The organism is Microbacterium sp. GXF0217 (assembly GCF_054798195.1).
In genome coordinates, this window is sequence record NZ_JBSJZG010000005.1 from 101,777 (window position 1) to 119,722 (window position 17,946).

Below are 17,946 nucleotides of genomic sequence, written 5' to 3' on the forward strand. Positions count from 1 at the left end.
GATAAAACTTCGCCGTCAACCCGTTTCTCCGATAACCTTTAAGCAACGGCAGGAGACCATGGCACTGAACGAGCCCACCGGGCGTGCGACCCTCAGCGAGGTTGCACGTCAAGCAGGCGTGTCGATCGCTACCGCATCGAAGGCGCTGAACGGACGCGAGGATGTTTCGGCAACGACGCGATCGAAGGTGGTCGCGGTAGCAGAAGCGCTGTCTTTCACTCCCAACGCCATGGCGCGGGGCCTGCTCGCGGGGAGGACCGGCACCGTCGGGCTGCTCACCAGCGACCTCGAGGGGCGCTTCATGATTCCGATCCTCATGGGCGCTGAAGATGCCTTCGGCGCAGGCAGAGTCAACGTATTCCTCTGCGACGCCCGCGGGGATGCTATACGTGAACAGCATCATCTGAAGGAATTACTCAGCCGCCGCGTCGACGGAATCATCGTCGTCGGCAGCCAGACCGACGCTCGTGCGTCTCTGGGGCAAAAGATACCCGTTCCCGTCATCTATGCGTACGCGCCCTCAGACGACCCACGAGATCTGTCACTGACACCAGATAACTACGCCGGCGGCCGCCTCGCTGTGGAGCACCTGCTGGCATGCGGCCGTCGGCGCATCGCCCACATTTCAGGAGTGCCCTCCTACGCCGCAGCCAAAGACCGATTGGCCGGCGCGAGGGCCGCCCTCGACGATGCGGGATTGGATTTCGTCGCGGCGCCCATGCTCTCGGAGTGGAGCGAGCCTTGGGGACGCGATGCCGCCGCATTGCTTCTCAGCCAGCATCCGGATATCGATGCGATCTTCTGCGGTTCAGATCAGATCGCCCGCGGAGTGCTCGACACAGCACGCGATATGGGCCGCGACGTACCAACAGATCTCGCCGTCATCGGCTACGACAACTGGGAGCTGCTGACGTCGAATTCTCGCCCGGAGCTCTCCAGCGTCGATGCCAACCTGCAACAGTTGGGCCGAACAGCAGCCCAGCGTGTTTTTGATGCGATCGAGGGCGTCGACATCGGTGAGGGCGTTCATCACCTGCCGGTGCGGCTCGCTATCCGCGGATCCACGATCCTGCGCCGCTGAAGTAGCGTTCGATGCTGTGCGCGGCGTGACGTCGCCCTCGACACGTAGGTCACGAAGCCCCGGAGGACTTCCCGCGCCTATTCGCCTAGTCGCGGCGAACACGATGCCGCACGCCATCTAAGATCAGCAAGACGCGGGGTCAGTCAACGCGAAGTTCGCCCAACTATTGGACCACGTCGACGGGCAGCGGCGCATCTCGAACGAGAGGTGGCGGAGTGAGTGGTGTGTCTCGTTGCACCGCATGAAGTGCATAATGTCAACGCCGTCCGGTCGGATGAGCGAGCCCGAGATGGTGATGCCCAAGGGCCGATGTACCACTGCGCGGTGCGGGTCAGATCCTCCGAGTTGAACACCACGTGCGAGAGCTTGGCGGGAGATCGGCTCACGCTCGCGGATCTTACGCGCCTGGCGGGTCTGGTAACCGGCGGAGAACTCGAGCACGCGACCGTCGACTTCGAACACCCGGAAGCCGTAGCCACCGCCGAAGCCTGGAAGCTCCTGCGCCTCGTGTACGAACTGCACCCCTTCTGCGCGAGCTTGTCGGCCAGCGCGTGGAGGTCCTCACGGTTCGCCACAGCGAACGCCGCGAGGTCGACCCGCTTCTCGCCATCACGCAGTCGCAGGATGGACGGCTCGGTGGACGCTTCAGCGGCCAAGTAGCTGAGGGCTCTTTCCGTGTGGACTTCCGTGCGTCCCCATTGCTGTTGGAAGAAGCTGCGCTGTTCCGCGTAGATCGACACCGCGAGCGCGGCGCACCGAAGATGAGAGACGAGCCTGCCGGCCTGGTAGTTCATGGACGCGTGCGGCGTGGCCATGATGCCTGCCCGCAGACCGCGAGCATCCGAATCGGCCCATCAGCGCCTCGAGGATGGCGCGATCGCGAACGCCTCCCGATCTTCCCTGCACCTAGATCTCGCCGATCTCCTGCCCGAGTCGGAGGTACAGCTCAGTCACCACCTCGTCGTTGACGCGATATACGACCCACTCCCCGCGCTTGCGTTCGCCCCTCGGCGGATCGGCGAGCAGTAGCCCGGCCGCCTCTAGCTCGCCAAGGTACGGAACGATTGTCGTGGGCGCGACCTCCAGTGCGTCAGCGATCGCCTTGCGCCCGACGTTCGGCGTCTTGCGCAGCTGACGGATGATGCCCGCCTTGACCATGTTCCCGAGCACAGCGAGAGGCCCTTCGGCTCCTTCGCCGTCGACAGGTCGCGCATATTTGGGCATGCACCCATTGTGCGACAGCAGCCGCTTCGCGTCCACGGCAAAGCGAATAGATTACCCGTTTACTTTCGAAGTGAACGGGTGTACCGTTCAGGTCATGATCGGGACAACGCAGTCAGGACACCCTCTCCTGCGGGGCAACGGCTCGTTCCTGTCCCCCAAACGGCCTACAGACACCATGATCCGAACGGGAGTAGGCTCCACTTCGTCACTGCGGCGATCGCCGGTTCAGTGCAGCCCCGGCATCGTCGCCATCCTGGTGTCACAGGAGGGCTGACCATCGTGGCCAGGGAGCGGAACCAGAAGCGCGGCCTATTGTGGGCGTGGCTCGGTGGTGCGATCCTGCTGCTCGGCGTCATCGCGATCATCGTCGCGGCAATCGTGAATCAGCCCCCGTCTCCTGTCACTTCCCCGACGTCCGGTGCGCCGACGAAGGCGCCGACAACACCTCCCGCATCAGCCCCCGGTGAGTTCGTAGATGCGTCGGTTGCCGAGTTCGGCTGGGTTCCGGAACCCATCACGGCCGACCCGGACGTCTATATCCCCCGCGCTCTCGAAGCCGCCGCAACGTTCGACACCCAGATGTCGTCGCGTGCGGACTGGCTCACGTACTTGGATTCGTGGTTCACCCCGGACACCCGCTACACCTCAGAAGCCGACCAACATGACGCGCTCAAGACCGCGCAGCTGGAGTTGCGGCAGAGTGTCGTACTTCCCGAGGACGAGTGGGATTCCCTCGCGCAGGAGGAGGGTCGGGTCTCTGCGGCCGCGACGGGCGACATCTCGTACTACCCCGAGGTGCCTCATGACGAGTCGGGTGACATGCGCATTGCGACCTCTGATGTCGTGCTGACGTTCACACGGATCGATGGGGACGGCGCCGAGTACTCCTATGACGAGCAGGTCCGGGTGAGCGTGCAGGTGTTGTGCGGTCCCGGATCGGTGCCGACCCCGGACAGCGCTCAGGCATCGGGCGATTGCAAGGTGGTCCGTTATTTCGCGGAGCCGATGGAGCCCTGACGTGGGCGCCCCGGTGTTCGCCGTTTCGGCCCTCGCGACGTCGAGGACCGGCCGCCGGATCGTCACCGCGTTCTTCGCAACAGTGACCATCCTCATCCTGATGGTGATCGCGCCGTTCGCGGTGATTCCTCTCGCCGTCACCGGTTACTCGCCACCGACCGGCGGAGGTGTGGCTGCGCCACCGGGACCGGTGGCCAACGGGGAGTGGTCGTACCCGCTCGCGGGCGATTACTACAAGGGTCGCGGGTTCGGACATAACCCGGTCGACGGCTGCAGCTACTGCTCGAAGAACCACAAGGGCTACGACATGTCGCAGGAGTGCGGCAGCACCATCTTCGCCGCCGGCGGCGGGACGGTGATCGTTGCCGGATCCCACTTCGGATGGGGAAACACGGTCCGCATCGACCACGGCGACGGCCTCGAGACCCTCTACGGGCACATGCAATGGGATTCGCTCCGGGTCAGCGTCGGCGACCGGATCGGCGCTGGCACCCCGCTGGGCGCCGAAGGCAACACCGGGCAGTCACACGGCTGTCACTTGCACTACGAGATCCGTCAAGACGGGGTCCCCATCGACCCCGAACCGTTCATGGCCGCACTGGGCCTGCCGTTGAAATGACACAAGGAGAACCACCATGCACATTCCCCTGGACGTGACCGTCCCCGATGTGGAGCCCGACTTCTCCGCCCCGTTCTTCGAAGGCTTGCAACGCATCGCGTCGTACGTCCTCGCCGCAGCGATGATCGTGGTGCTCATCATGCTCATCATCGCTGGCGCCGCGCTGGCGTTCCGCGGCCTCGCCTCCGACCGGGTACGCACCTGGGCGGGAGAAAACATCCTCCCGATCTTCTTCGCCGCCGCGATCCTGGGAGCGGCGAGCGGCCTGTTCGCCTGGTTCGTGAACTTCGACTTCGGCTTCTGATGCGCACCGCACGCACGACCCTCGTCGGAGTCCTCCTCGGACTCCTCGTCGCCGCGTGCACGATCACCCCCGCATCCGCTTCCGCCATCACCCCAGTCGCGGACGCTCCGGCAGAGCAACTGATGCCCGTCAACGATGAACCCTGGTCGGGACCCGCCTACCCTGTGCTGTGTCGGCACACCTCCGGGCAAGTCGCCTGCACCCCGCTGGCAGCGGCCGACGTGAAACCGCAGCAGTGCTTCATCGAGGTCTTCCTCGACGGCGCCGAGGTCACCGTCTGCACCACCTACGAGGGTCACGTCCCCGCGCTCCAGGCTGCCGGCGGTAAGAACCTGAAGGTGGAGTACGGCTGCAGCGTCGGCGATGTGGTGTGTGTCACGTTCGAGAACGCCGGGCGGGGGATGGCGATCGGCGCGACGGCGGTGATGATGCTGGTCGCGTCGACCATGGAATTCGACACCAGCACTCTGCTGTGGACCGCAGCGCTGACGGAATGGTCGTTCTGGCAGTGGGCCGTCCTCGTCATCGTGTTCTGCGCGATGGTGTGGTCGATCGCCGCCGCCGTCGTTTCCGGGCAGCGCGAAGAGCTCGTCGCCGCGGTCATCCGCGCCTTCATCGCGATCCCCGCCGTCCCACTGACGTTGTGGACGATCGGCCATCTACTCAACGCGATCGACGACATGACCTGGTACATCCTAAACAGGGACGGGCCGATCACCATGATGCAGACCCTGCAGAAAGTGATGTGGGCCGGCGGACACGCGAACTACTTCTTCGCGTTCCTCATCCACGGGCTCCTGCTGCTGTCGATGTTCCTGCTCATGCTGGTGTTCACGTTCCGCAACATCGCCCTCGCCGCGCTGATCGCTGTCGGCCCCGTCGCCTGGATGCTGTTTCCCATCCGCACCGTCGGACCCCAGTGGGTCGCCCGGTATGTCTCGGCGGTGGTCGCGCTGCTGCTGGCGGGCCCGTTGACGATCGGGTTCATCACCCTGATCATCAATGGCCTCGCCACCGTCGACACGATCTGGAACCCGGAAGCGTGGCCGCTGCTCATCGGTCTCGTCCTCGCCGCTTTCGCCCCGTTCGCGGTCTTCGGACTGTTCAGCTTCGTCGGCGGAGTCGCCGCCGACAGCATCGGGTCCCGGGTCGGCGGCGGAGGCGCACGCATCGCCACCAACGCCGCCCGCTCCGCCTCCCGAATGCCCTCGCGACTAGCCTCGCTCCCCGCAGGCATCCCCGGCTCCGGCCACCGCACCCGCGCCGGGGCAGGCGGGCCCGCAGCATCGGGTCGGCGACCGGCCGGTGCGACCGCACCCGCCGGCAAACCCACCCCCAGCGGCGCATCCGCGCCCACCGGGTCCGTGCCTAAGAGTCACACCGCGGCAGCGACGCCACCGAGTGCTCGGGCCGAAAGGAATCCCTCATGACCAGTGTCAGCGACGACGAGCGCCCGGTGCGACTGCCCGGCCGGTCCCGGCAGGGCATCGTCCTCGGCCTGGACGAGTGGCAACTGGCGTTCCTGACCGCCGCAGCCGTCGTCCTCCTGATCTTCACCAACCGGTACGGGCCCCTCGGCCTCCTCTACGCCGCACCTCTCTATCTGCCCCTGGGTCTTTCGGCGGTGGTCACGGTGCACGGGATGCCGGTGCCGACGATCACCGGCTTGTGGGTGATGAAGCAGATCCGCCAGCGCACCGGCGCGACCAATCAGTCTTTCCGTCCTGAGCACATTGCCCCGGTCGGGACGCTGAACCTTCCCGGGGTGCGCGCCTCCGTACAGATCTGGGACGCGGACGGGATCGCGTGCGTCTATGACCCGCGCGCCCGTACGGTCTCGGTCACCGCGGAGCTGGAGGTGCAGGGGTTTCTCATGCACGACGCCCCGCACCGCCTCGATCTCGCCCAGCAATGGTCCCGGGTCCTCGCCTCGCTGACCCAGCGCCCTGGCATCAAACGCATCACCCTGCAGGAACGCACCCTGCCGACCACGATCCATCCCGCCCGGGCGCACTACGACGCCGTCATCCAGCAGCGGGAGCTGAACCGTCGCTCCCCGGTCGCGGTCAACTACGAGCAGGTGATGGACTCCTCGGAATCGTTCGCGGTCGCGCACCGCAACTACCTCACCTTCACCCTCGACCTTCTCGCCCTGGATGGCCAGGTGAAAGGCCTCGGTGGCGGGAAGGAAGGGGCCCAGGGGGCGGCGTTCATCGAGACCCGTACCCTGGCAGATGCCCTGGGGAATGCGGGAATCGCGGTCCGGTCGTGGTTGTCGCCGCGGGAGATCGCAGCGCTCGTGCGGGTGGCGTTCGACCCCGAGTTCGCCTCCGACGTGCAGAACCGCACCGAACACACCGGGGTCGACCCGCTCGCCATCGGCCCCATGCACATCGAAGAACCGGCCGGCTCGAACCGGACCGTGCGCACCGACTCCGGGGTGCACACCACGCTGTGGATCCACGAGTGGCCGCGCTCCGACGCGCACGTCGGATTCATCGCCCCGGTCGTGTTCGCTCGGCATCCGGCCACCGGTGAAGCCGTCACCCACATCCTCTCCCTCGTCCTCACCCCGGTACCGCTGAGTAAAGCGCTGAACCGGGTGCGGAAGGAGAAGAAGGTGTGGCGAGGGAACGAGAAGATGCGGGCCAAGCGCGGTGTCGACGGGGCCGCCGCGGATGCGGCGGACTGGCGGGCGCTCGAGGAAGAGGAAAACGGGCTGGTCGCCGGTCACGGCGAATTCCGGTACGGCGCCTACCTCACCGTCACCGCCCGCGACGAAGAACAGCTCGACCATGCCCTCGCTGGCATGCGCAACGCGCTCGCGCAGGCCGAGATGGAAGCGCAGATCCTGTACTGCCAACAAGCGGAAGCGCTGATGGTCAACACCCTGCCGCTCGGATTGGGGATGCGCTGATGACCCGCCACAGCATCCTCTTCGAACCCAACGGGCTCCCCCGCAAGCAACGCCGCGCGCTGCGCCGCGAAAACACCGCCCCCGCCCAGGACTCTGCTGACAGCGGGATGTCCCGGCGTGATCGCGCTCTCCCGGAGGCCGCGGTCCCGGGACCGTTCGGGCCGGGACTGGGAAACTCTGGGTACTGGAACCTCGTCCGCACGACCATTCCGCCGCACCAGGCCACCTCGCAGAACCTGGCCGGGATCTACCCTTTCGTCGCCGATGCGGGGCTCGGGCACCGGGGCCCCATCATCGGCGTCGACCTGAACGCGGACGCGCTCTGGCATTTCTCCCCCTGGGACACCTACGCGGATGCCACCGACCGCGGCTCGTTCTCCACCAACGTGCTTGTCCTCGGCGCGTACCGGGCCGGGAAGAGCGCCGTCATCAAGACACTCGTCACCCGTTCGCTCGCGTTCGGACACCAAGCCGTCGTCCCGTCCGACCCGAAAGGGGAATGGGTGACCGTGGCCGAAGCGATCCCCGGCGGGAATGTGATCCGTCTCGGCGGCGCACACGGCACCCGCCTGAACCCGTTGGATCGGGGCCACCGGCGCACCGGCGTCAGCAATGAACAGCACGAGCTGATGGTGAAGCAGCGCCGCATCACCGTCCTCACCTCCCTCGTCGAAGCAGCCCTCCCCGGCTCCCACCTCAGTGCGATCGAACATGCTGCGCTCCTGGACGCCCTCGAACGCTGCGTCAGCCGCACCGGCGACCGCCCCACGCTGCGCGGGGTGTTCGACGAACTCACCCGGCTGAGCACGGACGGGACCACGGATCGGCATCTCGCCCGCGGGGCTGTGCAACCCGGTTTCGTGCTGCGCCGGTTTGTGACGGGCGACCTGTCCGGATTGTTCGAAGACGAATCGACCGTCTCGTTCGACGATGACGCCCCGATCGTCGTCGTCGACACGTCGGAACTGTTCGCCCGCGGCGACCTCGTCGCCCAACTCTCGCAGATCTGCACCACCGCCTGGAACCAAGCCGTGATCAGTGACCGCAGTGCACACCGCACCCGGTATGTGATCCGCGAAGAAGGCTGGCGCGATATGACCTCGCTTGCCTCGCTGCAGATGTATCAGCAGTGGCTGAAACTGTCCCGCCACTACGGGATCAGCAACATCGTCATCCTGCACAAGATGGGCGACCTGGATGCCGTCGGCAAAGCCGACTCCCAAGAACGAAACCTCGCCTACTCGATCGCCGGAGACATCGAGAACAAGTTCATCTTCCGCATCAACCAGCAAGAAGCCGCCAGCATCCACACCCGTCTCGCCATCCCCGCCTGGCACGTCGACATGGCACGCAAGCTCCGCCGCGGCACGTTCCTCGCCTACGTCGGCCAATACTCCTACCTCGTCGACGCATTCGCGACCTCCACCGACTGGGAATACGAACTGTTCAAGACCGACGACGCCATGGAACTCACCGACCCGTACGCCGACGACCTCCGCGACCTCGACATCCCCGCCCTCACCCCCAGCGAGGACACCACCGGGCTGGATGTGTTGTGGCCAGGAGACACCGATCTGGACGGATGGCTCACCACGAACAAGGAGCTGCAATGACTACCGACGCCGTGCCCCGCGCGTACGCGACCGTCACCGGCCCGAACGCGACCTTCACCGCCCCGGACGGCACCACCGAACCGATCACCGCGACCGGCGACCTGGACATCCGCCGCATCGTCGTCCAACGCGCCACCGCAGAAGCCCAGCGCACCGGCGGCCCCCTCGAACTCGTCACCTCCGGCGACCGCGGAGAACACCACCTGCTCGTCACCACCACCGGAGAACTCTCCGCCCTCCCCGACAACACCGACGCGGTCCCTTCCCTCCTAGAAGGAGATCAGGCACTCCCGGAGGAGCGAAATGCCGACGCGGTCGATGTGGGGCCGGAGGCGCCGGCCGCACGGGAATCGTTCATCACGGCCACTCGTACCCCGGCGCCGGCTCCTGGATGGCGCGGCCGGCTAGTCCGTGCGGGCATCGTCGTGCCGCAAACTCGCGCCCAACGTCGCCGGAGCGAAGCGGTCGCCGGGGTGTCCCGGCACTGGGCCGGGCCCCGGAAGGTGGCACTGCTCAACGGGAAAGGGGGAACCGGGAAGACGATGTCGTCCGCGATGATCGCCGCCGCGTTCGCCCGATACGGGGGCGGGAACGTGCTCGCCTGGGACAACAACGACACCCGCGGCACCCTCGGCTGGCGCACCGAACACGGACTCTACGACACCACCATCCGCGACCTGCTGCCCGCCGCCGAGACCCTGCTCACCGCCACCGCGTCCGTCGCGGACATCTCCCGGTACGTGCACCACCAATCCGCAGACCGGTACGACGTGCTGCGCTCCAACCCGGAACTTCTCGCCACCGACCAGCGACTCGAAGCCGCCGACTTCGACCTGCTGGTGCAGGTCGCCACCCGCTTCTACCGGCTCATCGTGTTCGACTCCGGCAATGACGAATCCGCCGACCGGTGGCTGCGGATGATCGACGCGTCCGACCAGCTCGTCATCCCCACCCTCCCCTCCCCAGAATGCGCCGAGTCCGCTGCTCTTCTGCTCGAAGCGCTCCGCGACCGCGACGACCATTCCCGGCAGCTCGCCGACAATGCTGTCGTCGTTGTCACGCAGCCTGAGCCCGGCTCTGGTCGCGCCGCCGCCCGGATCGCCGACGCGTTCGCGCCCCTCGTGCGTGACGTCGAGACCATCCCGTTCGACCCGGCATTGAAGAGCGGCGCCCTCCGATTCGATGCCCTCCGGCCGCGCACCCGCGACGGGTGGCTTCGCGTCGCTCACGCCGCAGCCACCGGATTGGACTGAAAGGGGCCGATCATGAACAGCGCACGCACCGGACAGGCACTCGCCGTCGTCGTGGCGGCCGTGTTCCTCCTCGCGGTGGTGTTCGCGTTCATCGCCGAAGCGACTACCCAGGCGTTCTGCGGTGTGCGTCCCACCGCGGACAGTGTCCTCTCCGGGCTGCTTGTCGCGGTGACCGGTGACGCCGCCCAGTACACGACACCGGCGGGGTGCATGCTGCCGGTTCTGCAGATCCGGCTCCTCGACCTGCTCGCCCTCACCGTGGTCCTGGTCGCGATCGTCGTGGGCGCGGTCGCATATCGGCGGTATCGGGAGTCGGATCGGGCGTTCATCGCCGACCTGCGCTCCCGGCCCGGGTTCGCACCCGCCTCCGAAATTCGCACCCACCTTTCCGCGCACGCTGTCCTCCGCCGAGCCCGGCAATTGCGCCCCGACCTGGAGCACCCTAAACCCACCGACGTCGGGTGGCGTGTCGGACGATCCCGCGGCCGCGACGTGTACGTGTCGATCGAAGACTCCGTCGCCCTGGAGGGCCCGCCGCGCTCCGGCAAGGGTTACCGGGTGCTGATCTCCGCGATCCTCGACTGGTCCGGCCCCCTCATCACCACCTCGACCACGAACGACAACCTCACAGCGACCCTCCGGCCCCGGCAACACCGCGGCACCGTGCATGTCTTCGACCCGCAAGGGCTCTCCGGCATCCGCCACCCGTTGCGTGTCAGCCCGCTGGCCGGCTGCGAAGACCCGCTCGTTGCCATGCAACGGGGCACCGCGATCATCACCGGCACGGCGCTGGGCACCTCGACCACCAACGGGGAATGGGCGCAAGCATCCGGTGTGGTGCTCGGCCGGCTCTTGCACGCCGCCGCCGTTGGCGACCGCACCATCGAGGACGTCTATGACTGGGGTTCCAGCCCCGCCCTGGCCCGCACCGCCGTCGACGTGCTCCGCTCCGACGGCGCCCCCGGCTGGGGTGACAACCTGGAAGCCACCATCAGTGGGGACGAGAAACTCGTCTCCTCGATCTGGTTCGGCGTGCAGGGCGCCGTTGCACCGCTAGCCGTCCCGCAGATCCGCGACGCTCTCATGCCCCGCCGCGGCGACCCGATCCTCGATGCCCGCGAATACCTCGACGGCCCGAACACGCTCTATCTGATCGGGTCTTCCTCCGGGGCATCCGCGATGGGAGGGTTCCTCGGGGCGCTGTTGGATGACATCGTCGAAGTTGCTCGTGTCCGTGCGCTCGCTTCCCCAGGGGCCCGCCTCGCCCACCCGCTCGGGCTGATTCTGGACGAGATCGCGAACATGTTCCGGTGGGCGAGTCTCCCTCGGATCATGGCCGACGGTGGCGGACGCGGCATCTGCACCCTCGTCGTCCTGCAAGCCCTCTCCCAAGCCGAGACCGCATGGTCACGGGCCGAAGCGGACACCCTGTGGGCGGCCTCGACCGCGAAACTCCTCCTCGGCGGCGCCTCCCACGTCCCGCACCTGCGCGACGTCGAAGCGCTCCTCGGCACGAGGCAGGCCCGCCGCACCGAACGATCCTGGAACACCGAAGAAGCCGGCCACCACACCGCCGAGCACCACGACCGGGTCCCTCTGATGTCGGTCGATGAGATCCGGCGGATGCCCGAGACCCTGGGGCTGCTCGCCTACCGCAACCGCCGTGGCGTGCTCCTCGACCTCGCGGGATGGGACGACCGCCCCGACGCCGCAGACATCCAAGCCGGCAAACGTCTCACCGAGGCCGAGCAACGCACCATCTTCGAGAACGCCTACCGGCCCCGACCGACCCCCAGCCCTGCAGAGCCGGCCCCCAGCTCTGCAGAGCGAGACGAGCACGTTCTGCCGGAAGAGGTGAGGGACGAATGAGCAATCACCGTCGCACCGGACTGAAGAACCTTTACCGGCAGGAGTTCCTCCGCTCCCCCGCCTGGCACGCCCGCCGCGCACGCTGGTTCCGGCGTCACGCCCGCGCTGGTCTTGTCGTGTGCGCCGCCTGCGGCATCGAGGACACGAAAGAGCACCTGGAGCTGCATCATCGCGACTATCGCGGCGTCACGATCGTCCGCGGGCTCTGGCAGGCGTGGGAAGACGACGCCGACCTCGTCGCCCTGCACCCCTACTGTCACGACCTGCTGCACCGGCTCATCGACCGCGACATCATCCTCGCCCGCCACCGCACCCGCCAGCAAGCCACCGACCACGCCCTCACCGCCCTGCAACACAGCCTCGCCCGGGACGCATCATGACCGACCGCGAGGAGGACTTCGAAGCGCTACTGGCCCAGCAGCTCGCCGGCTTCGACCCCCACAACCGATACGGCACCTCAGCTCCCATCGGCGCCGTCATCACCAACTGGCGCAACCTCACCGACGAAGCACCCGACCGGTGGCAGGCATTGCGGGACTGGGTGGAATGGATGACCGTCCGCTACAACGTGCCCGTCAGCGTGATCCCCAACTGCTGGTACCAGCACGGGCGGCTCGTCGAAGAGCTCTCCGCCCTGCACACCGCACACGTCGCCGCCTACGACCCCTCCGACGCCGGCTTCGGACCCATCGGCTGGCACGAACGCCTCGCCATCGCCTGGAACCGCCTCGCCCACGCCTACGGCGGCGGATGCAACAACGGCCACAAACCCACCCGACCCCGCAACTGGGCCGGAGTCATCGATGAGCAGCAATGGAAGTCGTGGACCACAACGGCCCACGCCAACGAGGAGCAACCACACTCCTCCTGATGAAAGGAAACAGAGAATCATGTCCACCAAGATCCCGGTGACGCTCGAGGGAAACCTCACAGCCGACCCCGAACACGGAACAGGCGAGTCCGGAACCGAGTACACCCGATTCAGCCTCGCCGCCAACGACCGACGACTCAACGAAGAAACCGGACGCTGGGAAGACGCCGGCACCGTGTTCCACCGCGTCGTCGTGTTCGACCAGCAGGCCGCACACGTCGCCACCTCGCTCCACAAGGGCGACGGCGCCATCGTCGTCGGCGACCTCCGCTTCGGCACCTACACCGACAAGGAAACCGGACAAGTCCGCGAAACCCGCGACGTCCTCGCCACCAATGTCGGCCCCTCCCTCCGGTTCGCCGACGCCACCATCACCCGCGCCCCAAAAGCTAACGGCCCCGCAGCAGACGCTTCGGGGCCGGTCGCCGCCCCGGCCTCGTACGCCGGAGCAGATGTCGCGCGCTAAACACACCAGCGGACGGGAGTGATGCTACTCCCGTCCGCTGCCACGCAACAGAGACTCCCTCCGGCGCCGCATCGACGCGACCGTCGCAGCCGCGGGATCCGGCCCGCGAGTCGGCAGCGCGTGGGGTTGGTTGAGGCGCTTGGTCGTTCCGTCGCTGTTCCATCTCGACCGCAGCCTGCGGCGGTGATCGGACCTGACCAGGACGGCGGCAGCACATCGAATTCGCGGTTTGGAGCGTTGACCTGCTCTCCAAGGATCAAGCCGTAAGCGGCCCGGGGCCAGTCTGGTTCGTGCCGTGGTCGTTTCCGGCGCCATGGGTCGGCGCCGCGTACCCGTATCGGTCGGCCACTGCCTCAGCTTTCCGTAGCGTGCGCGCCTGCAACTCTTCGAGCTGTGTGCGCACGATCTTGGCAATCTCGGCGTCCAGTCGAGCCCGTGTTTCGGTGTCGAGGTCGTACGGTGCTTGGCCGTGCAGCACCCTGGCGATGGAGTCCATGCGGACGTCTTCTCTGATCCTCGCCTCGCGACGGTGGCGGTGCGCTTCGAAGATGGCCGGGCGTTGGTCCAGAATCGCTTGGCGGCGTTGCTCGTGATCGTGTCGCAGCTTCTCCATCGCCGCATCTCGCTGCACACGACGCGCAGCCTGCGCGCGTTGTGCTGCCCGGTCGATGATGATCTGCCGGGCGCGCTGGCGGTGCTCCCCGCTGGCGGTGGCGAGCCGGATCCGCTCGGCTGCGGTGTAGTCAGAGTCAACGCGGGTCAGTTCACGCTGACGCTTTCGGAGGTTCACGGGGAGCGCCAGGTCCTTGTCTGCGAAGCCTTCGGTTGCGATCGCGGCGCGCATATCGAGCGACCGTTTCCGGGTGAAGAACTCTTCGGCGGCGGTGTTGTTGGCGCGTTTCGCTTCCGCGTAAGTGCGTTCGACGTGTCGTGGAGGGAGCCCGAGCGCTTTCAACCGGCTGCGCACCCGCGCGGCTTCGCGACCCCTGGCGCGTTGCTCCTCGAGGTGCGCGTCGTACCAGTCTTTGTATTCGTCGGGATTGTTGCGGCGACGGGTCGCGGCGCTCTGACGTTGCTTCTCGCGTACCTGTTCGGCATGCATGTCGCGATACTTCTGCGTCGACGCGGCAGCGTTCTGGCGTGCGCGCGCCGGGTGCCGCTCTTTATAACGGCGCTGGTACTCGCGGACCTTCTCGGGGTGTTCGGTCCGGAACCGGCGGGACCTTTCCACCCTGGCTTCGCGTATCTTCGGGTACTGTTCCCGGGCGCGAGCGTTACGAGTAAGTCGTTGCCTTCGGCGTTCGGCTTGGCGGCGGGCCGAGAGACGGTTCAGCTCCCGGACACGGTCACGATTGGCCGCGCGCCACGCCCTGTTCACCTCGGCGATATGGTCCCGGTTCGCTTCTCGATACCGTTGCCGGGAAGAGGCAACCTCATCGGCGCGCTGATCGGCAGAGCCCTGAGAGTCCTCACGGCGCTGCTTGGACATGTCGTCAGTGGCGGACATGTGCTCATCCGTCAGCCTCGGCGGCGCCGGGGACGAGTGCGTAGACGTATTCGGTGAGCGCTTCTCGGTGGCTGGTGGGGTCGACGATCGTTCGCCCGATCAGATCTCGCAGCTCAGCGTCCTGTGGGTCAAGCTCGATGCCGTCCAGGCACCAGTCGATGTCGTCGTTGAGCTGATACTCCGGGGAGTCTGCGGGAAGTTCCCGGTAGTACATGATCGCGATGGTTGCGATTTTCTGCAGCAGCAGGTCTGCGTCGTCGAGCTTCATCTCATTCCTCTTCCTGTCGTTGCTGTCGTTGCGTACTGTGTCGACCACCCCTGCACGCTCGGTTCCGGTGCGGGCGCTGAGAGGAGTTGTTCGTAGGCATGATTCTCGGCTGCCTCGACACCCTGGATCTTCTGCCGCAACGCCGTCTCTACGTCCGGGGGCAGGACGCTCCCGGGTTCTGGCTGGCCGGGTAAACGATGGCGGCCGTGAGTGCACGCATCCGTGTTCGCGGTCGCGGATTCGGAGCGCAACAACGCTGCCCGTGCGGTCTGCAGCCACGCCGTCAGCTCTCCTAGGACCTGCCCGGCGATACTCTCGCCGGGCCGCAGTCGCGCACCATGGTCACTCAGGTTCGACGGTTCGCCGGGGATGATCTGCGTGTCGCGGGCGGCGTGGGAGAGGTCGAGCGCCGCGGCACGTGCCGCGTCGTCGAGATCGACCTCAGGACGGCCGCGCATCATCTCCTCGGCAAGGCGCCGGCGCGCGGAGCCGTCAGATCCGGCAACCACGATCGCTTCGTTCATCTGCCGGCCTCGGGTGAGTCCCACGTAGAGCCCGGCGGCGTTGACGCCCGGCCCGACGAGGGCGGCATCGGTGGTCTCGCCTTGGATGCCGTGGACGGTGGTCGCGTACGCGAGGTGCATGTGTTCGGTCGCGTAGTTGCGGGAGACGACGCGGTGGTCGGCGGTGTCGTCGAGACGCTGCAACCCGATCGTTGAGGGGCCGATGTGGGTGATGGTCCAGATGGCCCGGTTCTCCACCCCGGTGGTCTGGTCGTTGCGGCGGGTTTGCACCACGTCCCCCTCGAGCAGCCGCTGCTGCTCGGCGCCGATCGCGATACGGTCCAGGGCGAGCTCCCCACGGGTGAGGCGTTCGTCTTGGATGGCGTCGTTGACGTGTGAAGCGTCTTCGTTGCTCGCGGTCACGATCGCCACCGTACGCGACCGGTCGTGGTGGGTGAAGTACCGATTCACCAGTTCGGCCTGCGCGGCGATCAGGTCCGGCACCGCACGCACGTGCCCGCCGGTCTGCAGTCGGGCGGCGGTGTCGAGTGCGGCGTCCATGGTGGCCGGGTGGCGGAGCTGCAGGGTGAGTGCCGCGTATTCGGGGTCGTGGAACCGGTGTACCTCGTCGAGTTGGACGTTGGCGCCGGCGCGGGCGGTCGCGAGTCCCATTGCTCCGGCGTGCCCGACGGGGGCAGCTTGCAGCGGGTCGCCGATGAGCGCGATTCCCGCCCCGGTTTCCAATGCGACCTGTACCAGCGCGTCCGCGGCTTCGAGGTCGAGCATCCCTGCCTCATCCACCACCACCCGTGCCGATGCGTCTAACCGCGCACCCCGTGGCCTGGAGTATCGGATGCGGGTGCGGGGATCCAGCTCCCCGGGGTGCAGGCGCCACCAGACCGCCGCCCCGGCGTCGTCGGTGCGCCACCGCCACCCGTAGTCGGCGAGCAGCGCATGAATGCTCGTGCTCGGAACCCCGACCTCGCGGCCGGCGACCGCTGCGGCTTTCCGTGTCGGGGCCACCACGACCATGCGGCGCCGCTGCGCGGCGAGAGCGTCTCGAGCCGCACGCAGCAGCGTGGTCTTTCCGGTCCCCGCCGGCCCGGTCACGGTCACCAGCCGCTCAACACCGGCCACCGCGCCCACGGCCACCGCTTGCGCCCCGCCGAGCCCGAGCCGCACGGCTAGTTTCCGAGGCAGATCTGTGTCCGGGAACGTCGACGGCCGAGCCGCGAGGTCGGTGAGAAGGGCGCCGAGGTGCTGCTTGCGTTCCGCGAACGCGCCCGTCACGAACGCCTTCACGTGCTGCGGCTTGTCCAACTCGTTCGGCAGCAGGTCCCGCACCTGCGCCAACGCTCGGACGGTGACGTCATCGATCAGGCTCTGCAGCCGGCTACGGTCAGCACGGATCCCGGTCGACGCGACGGCTCGCGTGGCTCCGGCGCGGACGTCAAGGATGCTGAACCGGCCATTGTTCGACCGGGAACGGACGTCCGCGTCAGCCAATGCGCACCGCGCGAGCAGGCTCCGGTCCACCGGACCATATCCGGACGCGGCGGTCGGGACGGGGCGTTGTTGGGTGAAGATCGCGGGGTCCAGCTGGTGCAGCTCGTCCCGGACGAGTGCCGCCCATGCGTCTTCGTCGACCAGGTCCGGCTTGTTGGGGCGATGTGTGGCCCACGCGTAGCGGTCGATCTGTTGCAGCACTTCCCCGCCCGGGGTCTGTCCCGGATGATCCGTCCGCCACCGCGCCAGGAGCATGGCCCGGTTCGCCTCGATCTGATTCGACCGCCGCGACACGGCCCGCACCACATGCGTGAGCTCCGCGATCTCCCCCTCCGCGTTGAGCGAATAGCCGTGCGCCGACAATGCTGCCGCCCAGACCGGATCCGATCGTGACGCCAAATCGCCCTCCGCGTTGACCAGCGTCTGCATGCGCATCGCCACACGCGAGTCGACATTCGACCACTTCCCGTCGAGACCGCGGACCTTCACGCTCAACCACAAATGACGGTGCACATGCGGGTCCAACGCTCGAGACCTCCGATGCTGCAGTTCCACGACTTCCACCCGCGAAAGCGATTCGCGGATTCGTCCACCCGCGCCGCGCCGCGCGTTCAGCTCCCTCTGCCACAACTGCAGCACCCGGTCCCGCAGCCGATCCTGCAACGCCTCGTACGCCTCCGCCAGGTCCGGGTGGATCAGCGCCGCGATGCTGAACGACTTCGCCGCATTCAATGTACTGTCCAGCACCAAATCTGCATCCGGCGACGACAACACCCGGCCGCGGCGCTCCCCTGACCGTGGGTCGCAGCCGTCTACCCACCGCTCAAGCTCTTCCCCGTTCAGCTCGTCCATGCTGATGAGACCGTCCTCGGCTGTGAATCGGGTAACGGTCGAGCCATCGACCCCGCTGTACCCCGCGAGCGCCTGG

At 67.1% G+C, this 17,946-nt stretch carries 16 protein-coding genes; 12 read left to right on the top strand and 4 right to left on the bottom strand.

Annotation, left to right across the window (positions count from 1 at the left end):
* Nucleotides 1-58 precede the first annotated feature (58 nt).
* Nucleotides 59-1,081, top strand: a complete 1,023-nt coding sequence (locus ACWAT3_RS12015; protein WP_460798733.1) for a LacI family DNA-binding transcriptional regulator — start codon at nucleotides 59-61, stop codon at nucleotides 1,079-1,081.
* A gap of 906 nt (nucleotides 1,082-1,987) precedes the next feature.
* Here the strand turns inward: ACWAT3_RS12015 and ACWAT3_RS12020 are convergent.
* On the bottom strand, nucleotides 1,988-2,305 hold the full coding sequence (locus ACWAT3_RS12020; protein ID WP_460798734.1) for an ArsR/SmtB family transcription factor: 318 nt from the start codon (nucleotides 2,303-2,305) through the stop codon (nucleotides 1,988-1,990).
* A 279-nt stretch (nucleotides 2,306-2,584) separates the two neighbouring features.
* On the opposite strand from ACWAT3_RS12020, the gene ACWAT3_RS12025 reads away from it, so the two are divergent.
* Genes ACWAT3_RS12025 through ACWAT3_RS12075 form a run of 11 tightly spaced genes read left to right on the top strand, consistent with a single transcriptional unit; the run spans nucleotide 2,585 to nucleotide 13,234 of the window.
* A complete protein-coding gene (locus tag ACWAT3_RS12025; protein WP_460798736.1) occupies nucleotides 2,585-3,322 on the top strand; it encodes a hypothetical protein in 738 nt (245 codons plus the stop codon).
* A gap of 1 nt (nucleotide 3,323) precedes the next feature.
* Entirely contained in the window at nucleotides 3,324-3,941 is a 618-nt protein-coding gene (locus ACWAT3_RS12030) for a M23 family metallopeptidase (protein ID WP_460798737.1), read from the top strand.
* A gap of 16 nt (nucleotides 3,942-3,957) precedes the next feature.
* Nucleotides 3,958-4,245 (top strand): hypothetical protein, encoded by a 288-nt coding sequence (locus tag ACWAT3_RS12035; RefSeq protein WP_460798739.1) that lies wholly within the window; start codon nucleotides 3,958-3,960, stop codon nucleotides 4,243-4,245.
* The gene (locus tag ACWAT3_RS12040; RefSeq protein WP_460798740.1) at nucleotides 4,245-5,675 is read left to right on the top strand and encodes a hypothetical protein; all 1,431 of its coding nucleotides are present in this window, start codon (nucleotides 4,245-4,247) and stop codon (nucleotides 5,673-5,675) included. Before ACWAT3_RS12035 ends, ACWAT3_RS12040 begins: the two co-directional genes overlap by 1 nt.
* On the top strand, nucleotides 5,672-7,162 hold the full coding sequence (locus ACWAT3_RS12045) for an SCO6880 family protein (RefSeq protein WP_460798742.1): 1,491 nt from the start codon (nucleotides 5,672-5,674) through the stop codon (nucleotides 7,160-7,162). Before ACWAT3_RS12040 ends, ACWAT3_RS12045 begins: the two co-directional genes overlap by 4 nt.
* Nucleotides 7,162-8,775: an ATP-binding protein gene (locus tag ACWAT3_RS12050; protein WP_460798743.1), complete on the top strand. Its 1,614-nt coding sequence runs from the start codon at nucleotides 7,162-7,164 to the stop codon at nucleotides 8,773-8,775. Before ACWAT3_RS12045 ends, ACWAT3_RS12050 begins: the two co-directional genes overlap by 1 nt.
* Nucleotides 8,772-10,028, top strand: coding sequence for a MinD/ParA family ATP-binding protein (locus ACWAT3_RS12055; RefSeq protein WP_460798745.1), 1,257 nt, complete (start codon nucleotides 8,772-8,774; stop codon nucleotides 10,026-10,028). The genes ACWAT3_RS12050 and ACWAT3_RS12055 overlap by 4 nt, the downstream gene beginning before the upstream one ends.
* Nucleotides 10,029-10,040: 12 nt before the next feature.
* Nucleotides 10,041-11,897, top strand: coding sequence for a type IV secretory system conjugative DNA transfer family protein (locus ACWAT3_RS12060; protein WP_460798747.1), 1,857 nt, complete (start codon nucleotides 10,041-10,043; stop codon nucleotides 11,895-11,897).
* Nucleotides 11,894-12,277: a hypothetical protein gene (locus ACWAT3_RS12065; protein WP_460798749.1), complete on the top strand. Its 384-nt coding sequence runs from the start codon at nucleotides 11,894-11,896 to the stop codon at nucleotides 12,275-12,277. Before ACWAT3_RS12060 ends, ACWAT3_RS12065 begins: the two co-directional genes overlap by 4 nt.
* The gene (locus ACWAT3_RS12070; RefSeq protein ID WP_460798750.1) at nucleotides 12,274-12,768 is read left to right on the top strand and encodes a hypothetical protein; all 495 of its coding nucleotides are present in this window, start codon (nucleotides 12,274-12,276) and stop codon (nucleotides 12,766-12,768) included. Before ACWAT3_RS12065 ends, ACWAT3_RS12070 begins: the two co-directional genes overlap by 4 nt.
* Before the next feature lie 19 nt (nucleotides 12,769-12,787).
* Nucleotides 12,788-13,234 (top strand): single-stranded DNA-binding protein, encoded by a 447-nt coding sequence (locus ACWAT3_RS12075; RefSeq protein ID WP_460798752.1) that lies wholly within the window; start codon nucleotides 12,788-12,790, stop codon nucleotides 13,232-13,234.
* 256 nt (nucleotides 13,235-13,490) lie between these two features.
* On the opposite strand, the gene ACWAT3_RS12080 is transcribed toward ACWAT3_RS12075, so the two are convergent.
* From ACWAT3_RS12080 to ACWAT3_RS12090, 3 genes are read right to left on the bottom strand one after another with little or no spacing between them, the layout of a single operon-like run.
* Nucleotides 13,491-14,741, bottom strand: a complete 1,251-nt coding sequence (locus ACWAT3_RS12080; protein WP_460798754.1) for a hypothetical protein — start codon at nucleotides 14,739-14,741, stop codon at nucleotides 13,491-13,493.
* 4 nt (nucleotides 14,742-14,745) lie between these two features.
* Nucleotides 14,746-15,009: a hypothetical protein gene (locus ACWAT3_RS12085; protein WP_460798756.1), complete on the bottom strand. Its 264-nt coding sequence runs from the start codon at nucleotides 15,007-15,009 to the stop codon at nucleotides 14,746-14,748.
* Nucleotides 15,006-17,870: an AAA family ATPase gene (locus ACWAT3_RS12090; RefSeq protein WP_460798757.1), complete on the bottom strand. Its 2,865-nt coding sequence runs from the start codon at nucleotides 17,868-17,870 to the stop codon at nucleotides 15,006-15,008. The genes ACWAT3_RS12085 and ACWAT3_RS12090 overlap by 4 nt, the downstream gene beginning before the upstream one ends.
* Between the last annotated feature and the right edge of the window lie 76 nt (nucleotides 17,871-17,946).